A 14561-nucleotide genomic window follows, 5' to 3' on the forward strand; every position below is an offset into this window, starting at 1 on the left:
TCAATCAGTACAAGTCGACGGGATCAACATCCAGCGACCAGCGCACTGCCCGCCCACTCGGCATCTGCTCCAGCACCAGCATCCAGCTGGCCAGCAAGCGATGCAACGGTGCCCGCGCGGTCGCCTGCAACAACAGCTGGGCGCGATAACGCCCGGCGCGGCGCTCCATCGGTGCCGGCACCGGCCCGAGCAGCTCGATGCCGCTCAGATTCAATTCGGCCAGCAGGCGTTCGGCCGCGCTGCACGCTTCATCGAGAAAACCTTCCGCCTGCCCCGGCTTGTGCGCTTCGGCACGCAACAGTGCCAGATGGGCAAACGGCGGCAACCCGGCCGCGCGGCGCTCGCTCAAGGCTTGTTCGGCGAAGGCGAAATAACCCTGCTCGGTCAGTTGCACCAATAAAGGATGGTCGGCCAAATGCGTCTGGATGATCACCCTGCCCGGCTCCTCAGCCCGGCCGGCGCGCCCGGCGACCTGGACGATCAGTTGCGCCATGCGCTCGCTGGCGCGGAAGTCGCCGGAAAACAGGCCACCGTCGGCATCCAGAATCGATACCAGCGTCACCCTTGGGAAATGGTGCCCTTTGGCCAACATCTGCGTGCCGACCAGAATGCACGGCTGGCCTTTCTGGATCGTCGCGAACAACTGATTCATCGCGTCCTTGCGCGAGGTGCTGTCGCGATCGACGCGCAGTACCGGGTAATCCGGGAACAGAATCGCCAGACGCTCTTCGGCGCGTTCGGTACCGGCGCCGACCGGGCGCAGATCGACCTTGCTGCACTTCGGGCACTGGCGTGGCGTGCGCTCAACGTTGCCGCAGTGGTGACAGCGCAACTCGCCGTAACGCTGGTGCACGGTCATGCGCGCATCGCAGCGCGAGCACTCGGACATCCAGCCGCAATCGTGGCAGAGCAGGGTCGGGGCAAAGCCGCGACGATTGAGGAACACCAGCACCTGCTGGCCGTTGGCGAGGGTCTGGCCGATGGCTTGCTGCATCGGCCCGGAAATACCGCTGTCGAGCGGACGGCTTTTGACGTCCAGACGCAGGAAGCGCGGTTGCTTGGCGCCGCCGGCGCGCTCGTTCAGGCGCAGCAGGCCGTAGCGCCCCGTGTAAGCGTTGTGCAGGCTCTCCAGCGACGGCGTGGCGGAGCCGAGCACGATCGGGATGTTTTCCTGTCGCGCGCGCACCAGCGCCAGATCGCGAGCGTGGTAGCGCAGACCTTCCTGCTGTTTATAGGAACCGTCGTGCTCTTCATCGATGATGATCAGCCCGGGATTTTTCATCGGCGTGAACAGCGCCGAACGGGTGCCGATAATAATGTCGGCCTCGCCATCACGGGCGGCGAGCCAGGCTTCCAGGCGTTCGCGATCATTTACCGCCGAGTGCAGCAGGGCGATGCGCGCATTGAAGCGCTGTTCGAAGCGCGCCAGGGTTTGCGGGCCGAGGTTGATCTCCGGAATCAGTACCAGGGCTTGCTTGCCGGCTTCGAGGGTCTCGCGAATCAGTTGCAGATAGACTTCGGTCTTGCCGCTGCCGGTGACGCCGGCCAGGAGAAAAGCGTGGTAACTGTCGAAGCCGGCGCGAATCGCTTCATACGCCGCGCGCTGTTCGCTGTTGAGCGGCAGCTCCGGTTGCGCCAGCCAATGTTCATGGCGAGCGCCGGGGGCGTGGCGGCGGATTTCGACCTGCACCAGCCCCTTGGCCAGCAGCAGATCGAGGCTGTCCTTGCTCAGCATCAGTTTGCTCAACAACTGATGGGCGACGCCGTGGGGGTGCTGGGCCAGCGTGGTCAGCGCCTCGCGCTGGCGTGGCGCGCGGGCCACTCGCGGGTCATCGACGCTGGCGCCGGTCGCCACCGACCAGAAGCGTTCCTGCCGGGCCTCGGCCAGCTCGCCCTGACGCAGCAGCACTGGCAAGGCCCAATTCAAGGTGTCGCCGAGGCTGTGCTGGTAGTACTGCGCGGTCCACAGGCACAGCTTGAACAGCGCTGGCGGCAGTGGCGATGTCGTGTCGAGCAGGGCCAGCGCCGGCTTGAGTTTTTCTGCCGGCACTTCGCTGGTGTCGGTGATCTCGACCAGAATGCCGATCATCTCGCGCCGGCCGAACGGCACCCGCAGGCGCATGCCCGGCTGCAATTGCTCGCGCCGCACCCCAGCCGGCGCCCGGTAATCGAACAGGCGGCGCAAAGGCGAAGGCAGGGCAAGGCGCAGAATGGCGTCGGGCACGCGGGGGGATCTCTATAAACGCAAAAGAAGGGTTGAACGCAGATCAATTGTGGGAGCGAGCTTGCTCGCGAAGGCGGTGTATCAGACGCTTGGACATTGACTGACACAACGCATTCGCGAGCAAGCTCGCTCCCACAGGGGAACGCGTTCAAGGTCGGGAGCCTAGCAGACGGTCGGTCTCGGTGACAGCTTGCGCGATTGAAAAGGTCTGGTAGAATCCGCGGCCTAATTACGTGCGGTATTCAACAATAGTGTTGGGTGGCGGCACGCTAGCCTGAGGAAGACACCATGAAAGCCGAAATCCATCCGAACTACCCGGAAATCGCTGTTACCTGCAGCTGCGGTAACAAGTTCGAAACTCGTTCGACCTACGGCAAAGCCCTGGCGATCGACGTTTGCAACGAATGCCACCCGTTCTACACCGGTAAGCAGAAGACTCTGGACACCGGCGGCCGTGTGCAGAAGTTCGCAGACCGTTTCGCTACTTTCGGCGTCGGCAAAAAAGCCTGAGGCTGATCATTTTGGAAGGTCGCTTCGACTTCTCCAGACTGATGAAAAAGGCGTCCCTTGCGGGCGCCTTTTTTGTGTCTGCGATTTGGCTGTCCGCCGCCCAGGCGTTCTGCCCGACACCCGCAGTGCTGACCGACGTCTCCGTGCAGCGGGTGGTCGATGGCGACACCCTGCGCCTGAGCGACGGGCGCAATGTGCGCATGATCGGCCTCAATACGCCGGAGCTGGGCAAGCAGGGCCGCAGCGACGAACCCTTCGCCGTGGCGGCGCGCAAACGCCTGCAAACGCTGGTCGATGACAGCGGCGGCCGGGTCGGTCTGCGGCCCGGCAAGCAGGCGAAAGACCATTACGGGCGTACGCTGGCGCATGTTTACAGTGTCAGCGGTGCCAATCTCGAAGCGCAGATGCTTGCCGCTGGCCTGGGTTTTCAGGTCGCGGTGGCGCCGAACATCGATCTGGTCGCCTGCCAGCAGGCCGCCGAACGCAGCGCGCGACAGGCCGGGCTTGGTCTCTGGCGGCAATCGCCGGTGCAGAAAGCGCAGGAGATCCAGCGTTCAGGTTTTGCCGTAGTCAGCGGTCGGGTGAGCAAGGTGCAGCGCAATCGCGGCGGAATCTGGATCGAGTTGCAGGACAGGGTTGTATTGCGGGTTGCACCCAATCTGCTCGGACAATTTGACAGTGCTGGTTTGCAAGCATTGAAAGGCAGGCAGATCGAGGCGCGTGGCTGGGTGGTTGACCGATCCCGGCGCGGTGGTCTGCCAAAAGGTCAGGCGCGCTGGTTGCTGCCATTGACCGATCCTTCAATGCTGCACGTACCGCGCTGAAGAAAAATTGTAGACATTTTTTCTCTTGATTGTGAACAGTCCAGCCCTTGTGCGCCGTGGCTCTTGGCCCAAAGTCGTAGGGAAGGGCGCTTGACAGCGGTGACTGCCCAGTCTTGTGGGGACTTTGCGAGGCGCGTATCCTCGCTGACCAGTCTGTCCAACAGTAAAAAAGCGGAATGCCAAAATGTCTGATCTGAAAACTGCCGCTCTCGAATACCACGCCAATCCTCGTCCGGGGAAGCTGAGTGTCGAGCTCACCAAGGCCACTGCTACCGCCCGCGACCTGTCGCTGGCCTACAGCCCCGGCGTAGCTGAACCAGTGCGCGAGATTGCTCGCGATCCTGAACTGGCCTACAAATACACCGGCAAGGGCAACCTGGTGGCAGTCATTTCCGACGGCACCGCGATCCTGGGTCTGGGCAACCTCGGCCCACTGGCTTCCAAGCCTGTAATGGAAGGCAAGGGCGTACTGTTCAAGCGTTTCGCCGGCATCGACGTATTCGACATCGAAGTCGACTCGGAAAGCCCGCAGGCCTTCATCGACACCGTCAAGCGCATCTCCATCACCTTCGGTGGCATCAACCTGGAAGACATCAAGGCGCCAGAGTGCTTTGAGATCGAACGCGCTCTGATCGAGCAGTGCGACATTCCGGTGTTCCACGATGACCAGCACGGCACCGCGATCGTGACCGCTGCGGGCATGATCAACGCCCTGGAAATCGCTGGCAAAACCCTGCCGGAAGCGAAGATTGTCTGCCTCGGCGCCGGCGCTGCCGCCATCTCCTGCATGAAACTGCTGGTGAGCATGGGTGCTCGCATCGAAAACATCTTCATGGTTGACCGTACCGGCGTGATCCACTCCGGCCGTGACGACCTGAATCAGTACAAAGCCGTGTTCGCCCACGCTACCGAGAAGCGCACCCTGGCAGACGCACTGGCAGGCGCTGACGTATTCGTCGGTCTGTCCGGTCCGAACCTGCTGAGCGCCGAAGGCCTGTTGTCGATGGCGGCCAACCCGATCGTCTTCGCCTGCTCCAACCCGGATCCGGAAATCTCCCCGGAACTGGCGCACGCCACCCGTAGCGACGTGATCATGGCCACCGGCCGTTCGGACTACCCGAACCAGGTCAACAACGTACTGGGCTTCCCGTTCATCTTCCGTGGTGCCCTGGACGTTCGCGCCAAGCGCATCAACGAAGAAATGAAAGTCGCCGCCGCCAACGCCCTGCGCGAACTGGCCAAACTGCCTGTTCCACAGGACGTGTGCGATGCCTACGGCGGTGCTCCGCTGGAATTCGGCCGTGAGTACATCATTCCGAAACCAATGGACAAGCGCCTGATCACCCTGATCTCCGACGCCGTGGCCAAGGCTGCGATCGAGACCGGCGTTGCTACTCTGCCGTATCCGAAGAACTACCCGCTGAAAAGCGTGGATGACGTGTTCAACGGCTAAGTCGTTGTAGCGCTTCAAACAAAAGCCTCGGCTCGCGAGAGTCGGGGCTTTTTTATACCTGCGAGTTTTGCCGTGCTGTTGAGGGCCTCTTCGCGAGCAGGCTCGCTCCCACCTTGAAATGCATTCCTCTGTGGGAGCGAGTCTGCTCGCGAAGACCTCAGACCAGTCAGCGCATGAACTGGCAGGTATAAAAAAAGCCCCGCACTTCTCACGAAGGCGGGGCTTTTCATTAGCTCAGCATCAGAACAGATCGATCGGCGCCTGCTCATCCGCCGGCAGCGGGCTGCCTGGCACGGCGCCGTTGCCCAGCTCGTTCACAGATGGCGGCGTGTCTTCGGCCTTGAACAGTTCGAAATACGCGCCCGGTGTGCTCGGCGTCGCGGCGCGGCCACTGACCGGATCCACCCGCAGGCTGAGCAGACCTTCCGGCTCAGGCTGCACATGCGGCGGCTTGTCTTTCAGCGCGGCCGACATGTAATTCATCCAGATCGGCAGCGCCACGGTGCCACCGAACTCACGGCGACCGAGGCTTTCCGGCTGGTCGAAACCGGTCCATACCGTGGTGACGTAATCAGCGTTGTAACCGGAGAACCAGGCATCTTTCGATTCGTTGGTGGTACCGGTCTTGCCGGCGATGTCGCTGCGGCCCATGGCCAGTGCGCGCCGGCCGGTGCCGAGTTTGATTACGTCCTGCAGCATGCTGTTGAGGATGTAGGTGGTACGTCCATCGACAATCCGCTCGGCCACGGCCGGCGCTTGCGGCACTGCCGGATTGCCGGGCGCTTCACCGGCAACCGGAGCGGCATGGACCGTGAACGACTCGGTAGCCGGCGCAGCGATACCGTCGGTCGCCGCACCACCCTGTGGCACGGTCGGCGGATTGGCGACGAACAGCGTGTCGCCGTTACGGCTTTCGATCCTGTCGATGATGTACGGGGTGATCTTGTAGCCGCCGTTGGCAAAGGTGCTCCAGCCAGTGGCGATTTCCATCGGCGTCAGCGTTGCGGTGCCGAGTGCCAGCGACAGGTTCGGCGGCAGGTCCTGCTTGTTGAAGCCGAAGCGAGTGATGTAATCGATGGTCTTGCCCACGCCCATGGCCTGCAACAGGCGGATCGACACCAGGTTGCGCGACTTGTACAGCGCTTCACGCAGGCGGATCGGGCCGAGGAAGGTGTTGGTGTCGTTCTTCGGCCGCCAGACCTTGTCCAGGTACTCGTCGACGAACACGATCGGCGCATCGTTGACCAGGCTGGCAGCGGTGTAGCCGTTATCCAGCGCGGCGCTGTAAACGAATGGTTTGAAGCTCGAACCCGGCTGACGCTTGGCCTGCATGGCGCGGTTGTAGTTGCTCTGCTCGAAAGCGAAGCCACCCACCAGCGAACGGATCGCACCGTTTTGCGGATCCAGCGACACCAGCGCGCCCTGAGCCTGCGGAATCTGACTGAATTTCAGCGAATTGTCGGTCTGGCGCTGCACGCGGATCAGATCGCCGACCTGCGCGACATCCGACGGCTGGCGCGGGTTGGCGCCCATGCTGTTGGTATTGAGGAACGGTCGCGCCCATTTCATCGTGTCCCAGGCAACGTGCTCTTCACCAGTGCGGGTCAACACTTGCAGTCCGGTTTTATCGACTTGGGTGACGATCGCAGGTTCGAGACTGCTGATGGTGCGCTGCTTGGTCAGTTCGCTGGCCCAGGCTTCGCGGGTCTTGCCCGGCAGGCGCGACTCGGGGCCACGGTAGCCGTGGCGCTGGTCGTAAGTCATCAAACCTTCGTGCAGTGCGGTGTTGGCCATTTCCTGCAGATTGCTCGGCACTGTGGTGGTGACGCGGAAGCCTTCGGTGTAGGCCTCGCTGCCATAACGACCGACCATTTCGGCACGGGCCATTTCGGCGATGTACGGTGCGTTCACTTCCGGGGTCGGCACGTGGTAGCTGGCGTTCAGCGGCTCGTTGATCGCGGCGGTGTAGTCGGCTTCGCTGATCTTGCCCAGCTTGTACATGCGCCCGAGGATCCAGTCGCGGCGTTCTTTGCTGCGTGCCGGGTTGGCCAGCGGGTTGAAGCGCGACGGAGCTTTTGGCAGGCCGGCAATCATCGCCATCTGCGCGAGGCTGATGTCACGGATCGATTTACCGTAATACACCTGCGCCGCCGCCTCGATGCCGTAGGCGCGGTTACCCAGGTAGATCTTGTTGACGTACAGCTCAAGGATCTCGTCCTTGGTCAGCTGCCGTTCGATCTGCAAGGCGAGGAGAATTTCCGTGGTTTTACGCGAGAAGCTGCGCTCGCTGGTGAGGAAGAAGTTCTTCGCCACCTGCATGGTGATGGTGCTACCGCCGGACTGAATGTGCCCACTCTTGACCAATTGCGTTGCCGCGCGCATCAGGCTGCTCGGATCGACGCCATAGTGATTGGCGAAATTGTCGTCTTCAGCACTTAGTAACGCATTGATGAAATTGGGTGGAATGTCGGCGAAACGGATCGGTGTACGGCGCATTTCGCCAAATTCTGCGATCAACTTGTTGTCGCTGCTGTAGACGCGCAGAGGAATCTGCAACTGAATGCTTCTCAGCGCCTCCACAGACGGCAAACCCGGACTAAGGTAAAGAAAGGCGCCGCTGAGACCTAAGAGCAGTCCGCAGAAAACGGCGACGATGGACCAACCGAAAAATTTCAGCAGACGAATCAAGGCTTTTGGACATCCAGGGCAAAGAATGAATTTGGCACGGGGCTGCGGTTACACACAGAGCCATCCGCGCGGGCAGTAAAAAGCGGAAAAAATCGCTGGGCATTATAAGCACTTTTCCGTCGGAGGCGTCATTGGCGCTTCTGTCAAGACGGGGGTGAAGGAACGCAATGCGTATTACAGAGTCCGTAACTCACGGAAAGTCATAGGGAATTGGTAGTGCTGGGACTCTTCAATAAAAAGACCAATGCGTTACTGGGGATCGACATCAGCTCCACGTCGGTGAAGCTGCTGGAACTGAGCCGTCAGGGCGAGCGCTACCGGGTCGAGGCCTACGCGGTGGAGCCGTTGCCGGCGAACGCTGTGGTCGAAAAGAACATCGCCGAACTCGAGGGCGTTGGCCAGGCACTGAGCCGCCTGCTGGTCAAGGCGCGTACCGGGGTCAAGAGCGTGGCGGTGGCAGTGGCGGGTTCGGCGGTGATCACCAAGGTCATCGAGATGGACGCCGGGCTGTCCGACGACGAACTGGAAAACCAGCTCAAGATCGAGGCCGACCAATACATTCCCTATCCGCTGGACGAAGTCGCCATCGACTTTGAAGTCCAGGGCGTCTCGCCGCGCAACCCGGAACGGGTCAACGTGCTGCTCGCCGCCTGTCGCAAGGAAAACGTCGAGGTGCGTGAAGCGGCGCTGGCGCTCGCCGGCCTGACCGCGCGGGTGGTGGATGTCGAGGCCTACGCGCTGGAGCGCTCGTTCGGCCTGCTGGCGACGCATCTGGCAGCCTCCCAGGAGCGCCTGACCGTGGCGGTGGTCGACATCGGCGCCACCATGACCACCCTCAGCGTCCTGCACAACGGCAAGATCATCTATACCCGCGAGCAATTGTTTGGCGGGCGCCAGCTCACCGAGGAGATCCAGCGCCGCTACGGCCTCACGGTCGAACAGGCGGGCCTGGCGAAAAAGCAGGGCGGGCTGCCTGACGATTACGTCAGCGAGGTCCTGCAGCCATTTCGCGAGGCGCTGGTGCAGCAGGTCTCGCGCTCGCTGCAGTTCTTCTTCGCCTCCGGCCAGTACAACGCGGTCGACCATATCCTGCTGGCCGGCGGCACTGCCTCGGTGCCCGGCCTGGACCGTCTGATCGAACAGCGTCTGGACACGCCGACGCAGGTCGCCAACCCGTTCGCCGACATGGCTTTAGGCAGCAAGGTCAATGCTGGGGCGCTGGCCAGTGATGCGCCAGCCTTGATGATTGCCTGCGGGCTCGCGCTCAGGAGTTTCGACTGATGGCGCGGATCAACCTTCTCCCCTGGCGCGAGGAGCGCCGCGAAGAACGGCGCAAACGCTTTCTGCTGGTCCTGATCGGCGTGCTGGCCGGCTCGATCGGCGCGGTGCTGATTGCTGACCAGATCATCACCGCGGCCATCGAGCGGCAAATGGCGCGCAACGATTACATCGGCAAACAGATTGCCGTGGTCGACGAACGCATCAAACAGATCAGCGAACTCAAGGCGCGCCGCCAGCAATTGGTCGAGCGCATGCGCATCATCCAGGACCTGCAGGGCAATCGGCAGATCAGCGGGCGAATCTTCGATCAGCTGGCGCGTACCCTGCCGGACGGCGTGTATTTCACCGATGTGAAAATGGCCGGCAAGACCTTGTCCATCAGTGGCGCGGCGGAGTCGAACAACCGGGTCTCCGAGCTGATGCGCAATCTCGACGCGTCCGACTGGTTCGACGCGCCGAGCCTGAATGAGGTCAAGGCCACCAGCGCCGATCAGGTCGAACAGGCCAACGTCTTCCAGCTGACCGTTCGTCAGACCCAGCCCAAGGTTGTGGAGGACGAGCAATGAACGCCTCCGAGTGGCTGCAAAGCCTGCGCAACGTCGATTTCAACGACCTTGACACCAGCAATATCGGCTCCTGGCCGCCTGCCGTGAAAACCCTGTGGGGTGCGCTGGTGATGGTGTTGATCCTCGCGCTTGGCTATTACTTCTTCATCAGCGACATGGAAAATCAGCTCGACCTCAAGCGCGAAGAAGAAATCACCCTCAAGGAACAATTCGCCAGCAAGGCGCGGCTGTCGGCGAACCTTGAGCTGTATACCCAGCAAATGAAGGAAATGGAAAACACCTTCGGCGTGCTGCTGCGGCAATTGCCCAGCGACACCGAAGTGCCGGGCCTGCTCGAAGACATCACCCGCACCGGTCTGGGCAGCGGCCTGGAATTCGAGGAAATCAAGCTGCTGCCGGAAGTGACCCAGCCGTTCTACATCGAGCTGCCGATCCAGATCACCGTAACCGGTGCCTATCACGACCTCGCCACCTTCGTCAGCGGCGTCGCCGGCCTGCCACGAATTGTCACTCTGCACGATTTCGAACTGGCGCCGGCCAATCCCGAGGGCGGGACGAAGCTGCGCATGAGTATTCTTGCCAAGACGTACCGCTATAACGACAAGGGGCTGGAGAAATGACCCCGATCCGTTATCTCGTCCTGCCCATGCTGCTGGCGTTGAGCGGCTGCGGTGGCGGCGATGACTTCAGCGACCTCGACGCGTACCTCAACGAAGTGCGCCTGCGCCCGGCGGGCAAGATTGAACCAACGCCGACATTCCGGTCTTACCCCACATTCACTTACAGCGCCGCCAACCTGCGCAGCCCGTTTTCGCGGCAGGCGCGGGTCGATCTGGCCGGGCAGAAACACGGTTCGCGCAACGTCAAACCCGACCCCAATCGGGTCAAGCAATACCTTGAAGGGTTCAATATCGAGCAGTTCGAAATGGTCGGCACGATTGCCAATGCCTCGGGCTCGTTCGCGCTGTTGCGCGGCGCAGGCGGGGTGCATCGCCTGAAGGTCGGCGACTACCTGGGCCGCAACGACGGCCGCATCGTCGCCATCAGCCCTACCCAGGTCGATGTCGTGGAGATCGTGCCCGACGGCGCCGGCGCCTGGCTGGAGCGGCCGCGCACCATTCCTTTGAAAGAGCACTCATAGTGGAAGTCGAATAATGAACAGGATTTTCTCCACCCTCGGTTTTTCGCTATGGATAGCGCTGGTGTCACCGATGGTAATGGCGGCCAGTCTGAAAGCGCTGGATGTTGCCGCGCTGCCGGGTGACCGCGTCGAACTGAAGCTGTCGTTCGACGGCCCGCCACCACAGCCCAAGGGCTACACAACCGAGTCGCCGGCGCGCATTGCACTGGATCTGCCGGGCGTGACCAGCCAGTTGGCCAGCAGGAATCTTGATCTGGGCAGCGGCAACGCGCGCACGGCCACGGTGGCCGAAGCCAAGGATCGCACGCGGCTGATTGTCAGCCTGACGCAATTGGCGCCTTACAGCACGCGGGTCGAGGGCAATAATCTGTTTGTGGTGGTCGGTCAGGGCGCTTCCGCGACTGCGCCGCGCCCGGCTGCCGTGGCACCGCGTGCTGCCACGGCCGCTGCGGCACCTGCCAGACCAGCCGCGCAACGCAGCAGGGCGATTCGCGGCGTCGATTTCCAGCGCGGCACCGAGGGCGAGGGCAACGTAGTCATCGACCTCTCTGATCCGACCATCGCCCCGGATATCCAGGAGCACGATGGCAAGATCATCCTCAGCTTCGCCCGCACGCAATTGCCGGAAAAGCTACGCGTGCGCCTCGACGTCAAGGACTTCGCCACGCCGGTGCAGTTCGTCAACGCAGCGCTCACCGGCGATCGCACGGTGATCAGCGTCGAGCCCAGCGGCACCTTCGACTATTCCACGTTTCAGACCGACAACAAGCTCACCGTCAGCGTGCGGCCGATGAGCATCGACGACCTGCAAAAGCGCAACGCCGACCGTCAGGCCTATGTCGGCGACAAGCTGTCACTGAATTTTCAGGACATCGACGTGCGCTCGGTGCTGCAGCTGATCGCGGACTTCACCAACCTCAACCTCGTAGCAAGCGATACGGTGCAGGGCGGGATCACCTTGCGCCTGCAGAACGTGCCGTGGGATCAGGCGCTGGATCTGGTGCTGAAAACCAAGGGGCTGGACAAGCGCAAGATCGGCAACGTGCTGCTGGTCGCGCCGGCCGATGAAATTGCCGCTCGCGAGCGTCAGGAACTGGAATCGCAGAAGCAGATCGCCGAGCTGGCGCCCCTGCGTCGTGAGCTGCTGCAAGTCAATTACGCCAAGGCGGCGGACATCGCCAAGCTGTTCCAGTCGGTGACCAGTGCCGAGGCCAAGGTCGACGAGCGCGGTTCGATTACCGTCGATGAGCGAACCAACAACATCATTGCCTACCAGACCCAGGATCGCCTCGACGAACTCCGGCGGATCGTCGCGCAGCTGGATATTCCGGTACGCCAGGTGATGATCGAGGCGCGCATCGTTGAGGCCAACGTCGATTACGACAAGAGCCTGGGCGTGCGCTGGGGCGGTTCGGTGCAGAACAAGGGCAACTGGAACGCCTCCGGGGTCAACGGTTCGTCGAGCACCATCGGTACGCCGGGTAGCACCGGCACCAACTCGCCGTTCGTCGACATGGGCACGGTCAATAACACTTCGGGGATCGGCATCGCATTCATCACCGACAACGTGCTGCTGGATCTCGAACTGACGGCGATGGAAAAGACCGGCAACGGCGAAATCGTCTCGCAGCCGAAGGTGGTCACCTCGGACAAGGAAACCGCGAAGATCCTCAAAGGCACCGAGATTCCCTATCAGGAGGCCAGCTCCAGTGGCGCGACCTCGGTGTCGTTCAAGGAGGCCTCGCTGTCGCTGGAAGTCACTCCGCAGATCACTCCGGACAACCGCATCATCATGGAGGTCAAGGTCACCAAGGATGAGCCGGACTACCTGAACAAGGTGCAGGATGTGCCGCCAATCAAGAAAAACGAGGTCAACGCCAAAGTGCTGGTAAATGACGGCGAGACCATCGTAATCGGCGGTGTTTTTTCAAATACTCAAAGCAAGGTCGTAGATAAGGTGCCATTTCTTGGCGATGTGCCGTATCTTGGCCGCCTTTTCCGGCGTGATGTGGTTTCGGAGAAAAAATCCGAGCTGCTGGTATTTCTCACTCCGCGTATCATGAATAACCAGGCGATTGCTGTGAGTCGTTGATTCTGTGCGAAATTTGATACTTGTAGGACCGATGGGTGCTGGCAAAAGCACCATCGGCCGATTGCTGGCCAAAGAGCTGCGCCTGCCGTTCAAGGATTCCGACAAGGAAATTGAGCTGCGCACGGGTGCCAATATCCCATGGATCTTCGACAAGGAAGGCGAACCCGGCTTTCGTGACCGCGAGCAGGCGATGATCGCCGAACTGTGCGCGTTCGATGGTGTGGTGCTGGCGACCGGCGGCGGCGCAGTGATGCGTGATGCCAATCGCAAGGCCCTGCATGAAGGCGGGCGCGTGGTGTATCTGCACGCCTCCGTCGAGCAGCAGGTCGGCCGCACCTCCCGCGATCGCAATCGGCCGCTGCTGCGTACCGCCGATCCGGCGAAAACCCTGCGCGACCTGCTCGAGATACGTGATCCGCTTTATCGGGAAATTGCCGATCTGGTGGTGGAAACCGACGAGCGGCCGCCACGCATGGTGGTGCTCGACATTCTCGACCGCCTCGCGCAGTTGCCGCCCCGTTAAAGCATCGTCCGAAATGCGCTATCCTCGGCGTCCTGTCAGCGTCCGCCGAGGGTGTGGCGGATGCCGGGCGAGCGGCGTCATACCGCTACAGGCCGCAGAACACCAATAATTTCAGGGCAGGACGCCTTCTTCCATCTTCACTGTGGGGACACATGCAGACACTCAAGGTCGATCTAGGCGAGCGCAGCTACCCGATTCATATTGGCGAAGGTCTGTTGGATCAGCCGGAACTGCTGGCGCCGCATATCCACGGGCGGCAGGTGGCAATCATCTCCAACGAAACCGTCGCGCCGCTCTATCTCGAACGTCTGACCCGCAGCCTTGCGCAGTTCTCGGTGATCTCGGTGGTGTTGCCTGATGGCGAAGCCTTCAAGAACTGGGAAACCCTGCAACTGATTTTCGACGGTCTGCTGACCGCCCGTCATGACCGCCGCACCACCGTGATCGCCTTGGGCGGCGGGGTGATCGGCGACATGGCCGGTTTCGCTGCCGCCTGTTATCAGCGCGGTGTCGATTTCATCCAGATTCCTACCACGCTGTTGTCGCAGGTCGATTCCTCGGTCGGCGGCAAGACCGGCATCAACCATCCGCTGGGCAAGAACATGGTCGGCGCGTTCTATCAGCCGAACGTGGTACTGATCGATACCGCATCGCTGAAAACCCTGCCGGAGCGCGAGTTGTCGGCGGGCCTGGCGGAAGTCATCAAGTACGGTCTGATCTGCGACGAACCGTTCCTGACCTGGCTGGAAGAAAACGTCGACGCTCTGCGCGCGCTGGACCAGACCGCGCTGACCTATGCGATCGAGCGTTCCTGCGCGGCCAAGGCTGCGGTGGTCGGTGCCGATGAAAAGGAAACCGGCGTACGCGCCACGCTCAACCTCGGCCACACCTTCGGCCACGCCATCGAAACCCATATGGGCTATGGTGTCTGGCTGCATGGCGAGGCGGTGGCGGCGGGCACGGTGATGGCGCTGGAAATGTCCGCGCGCCTGGGCTGGATCAGCGAGCAGGAGCGTGATCGCGGCATTCGTCTGTTCCAGCGCGCCGGTCTGCCTGTCATTCCGCCTGAAGAGATGAGCGAAGCCGATTTTCTCCAACACATGGCAATTGATAAAAAAGTGATCGACGGTCGTCTGCGCCTGGTGCTGCTGCGCCGGATGGGCGAAGCGGTAGTGACCGACGATTATCCGAAAGAGGTTCTACAGGCCACGCTGGGAGCGGATTACCGCGCCCTGGCTCAGCTTAAAGGTTAAAACGAT

The 14561-nt window shown here is 61.7% G+C and carries 12 protein-coding genes; 10 read left to right on the top strand and 2 right to left on the bottom strand.

The genetic code is table 11. From position 1 onward, the window contains the following. Positions 1-4: 4 nt before the first annotated feature. Positions 5-2224 (bottom strand): primosomal protein N', encoded by a 2220-nt coding sequence (locus tag AAEZ10_RS12515; protein ID WP_350569403.1) that lies wholly within the window; start codon positions 2222-2224, stop codon positions 5-7. Between the two features lie 288 nt (positions 2225-2512). Between AAEZ10_RS12515 and rpmE the strand changes: the two genes are divergently transcribed. The 3 genes from rpmE to AAEZ10_RS12530 all read left to right on the top strand — a co-directional run bounded on the left by rpmE (position 2513) and on the right by AAEZ10_RS12530 (position 5011). Further along, a complete protein-coding gene (gene rpmE / locus AAEZ10_RS12520) occupies positions 2513-2734 on the top strand; it encodes a 50S ribosomal protein L31 (RefSeq protein WP_016772055.1) in 222 nt (73 codons plus the stop codon). 41 nt (positions 2735-2775) lie between these two features. Next, the gene (locus tag AAEZ10_RS12525) at positions 2776-3558 is read left to right on the top strand and encodes a thermonuclease family protein (RefSeq protein ID WP_350569462.1); all 783 of its coding nucleotides are present in this window, start codon (positions 2776-2778) and stop codon (positions 3556-3558) included. A 184-nt stretch (positions 3559-3742) separates the two neighbouring features. Next, a complete protein-coding gene (locus AAEZ10_RS12530) occupies positions 3743-5011 on the top strand; it encodes a malic enzyme-like NAD(P)-binding protein (RefSeq protein ID WP_016772053.1) in 1269 nt (422 codons plus the stop codon). Positions 5012-5251: 240 nt separating this feature from the next. Here the strand turns inward: AAEZ10_RS12530 and AAEZ10_RS12535 are convergent, their stop codons facing one another. Then, positions 5252-7696, bottom strand: coding sequence for a penicillin-binding protein 1A (locus tag AAEZ10_RS12535; protein WP_502947689.1), 2445 nt, complete (start codon positions 7694-7696; stop codon positions 5252-5254). Between the two features lie 219 nt (positions 7697-7915). On the opposite strand from AAEZ10_RS12535, the gene AAEZ10_RS12540 reads away from it, so the two are divergent. From AAEZ10_RS12540 to aroB, 7 genes are all read left to right on the top strand, one after another. Then, complete coding sequence (locus tag AAEZ10_RS12540) at positions 7916-8980, top strand: pilus assembly protein PilM (RefSeq protein WP_024011266.1); 1065 nt, start codon at positions 7916-7918, stop codon at positions 8978-8980. Next, on the top strand, positions 8980-9546 hold the full coding sequence (locus AAEZ10_RS12545; RefSeq protein ID WP_016772051.1) for a PilN domain-containing protein: 567 nt from the start codon (positions 8980-8982) through the stop codon (positions 9544-9546). Before AAEZ10_RS12540 ends, AAEZ10_RS12545 begins: the two co-directional genes overlap by 1 nt. Then, on the top strand, positions 9543-10166 hold the full coding sequence (pilO, locus tag AAEZ10_RS12550; RefSeq protein WP_110644835.1) for a type 4a pilus biogenesis protein PilO: 624 nt from the start codon (positions 9543-9545) through the stop codon (positions 10164-10166). The genes AAEZ10_RS12545 and pilO overlap by 4 nt, the downstream gene beginning before the upstream one ends. Continuing rightward, positions 10163-10687, top strand: a complete 525-nt coding sequence (locus AAEZ10_RS12555; protein ID WP_073471601.1) for a pilus assembly protein PilP — start codon at positions 10163-10165, stop codon at positions 10685-10687. Before pilO ends, AAEZ10_RS12555 begins: the two co-directional genes overlap by 4 nt. A gap of 13 nt (positions 10688-10700) precedes the next feature. After that, a complete protein-coding gene (locus tag AAEZ10_RS12560; RefSeq protein ID WP_122508496.1) occupies positions 10701-12779 on the top strand; it encodes a type IV pilus secretin PilQ in 2079 nt (692 codons plus the stop codon). 4 nt (positions 12780-12783) lie between these two features. Further along, on the top strand, positions 12784-13302 hold the full coding sequence (gene aroK / locus AAEZ10_RS12565) for a shikimate kinase AroK (protein WP_024011270.1): 519 nt from the start codon (positions 12784-12786) through the stop codon (positions 13300-13302). A 152-nt stretch (positions 13303-13454) separates the two neighbouring features. Then, the gene (aroB, locus tag AAEZ10_RS12570) at positions 13455-14555 is read left to right on the top strand and encodes a 3-dehydroquinate synthase (RefSeq protein WP_073471604.1); all 1101 of its coding nucleotides are present in this window, start codon (positions 13455-13457) and stop codon (positions 14553-14555) included. Positions 14556-14561: the final 6 nt, after the last annotated feature.

The organism is Pseudomonas sp. H26/SER47-MNA-CIBAN-0231 (assembly GCF_040310465.1).
GTDB classification, from domain to species: Bacteria; Pseudomonadota; Gammaproteobacteria; order Pseudomonadales; family Pseudomonadaceae; genus Aquipseudomonas; species Aquipseudomonas atacamensis.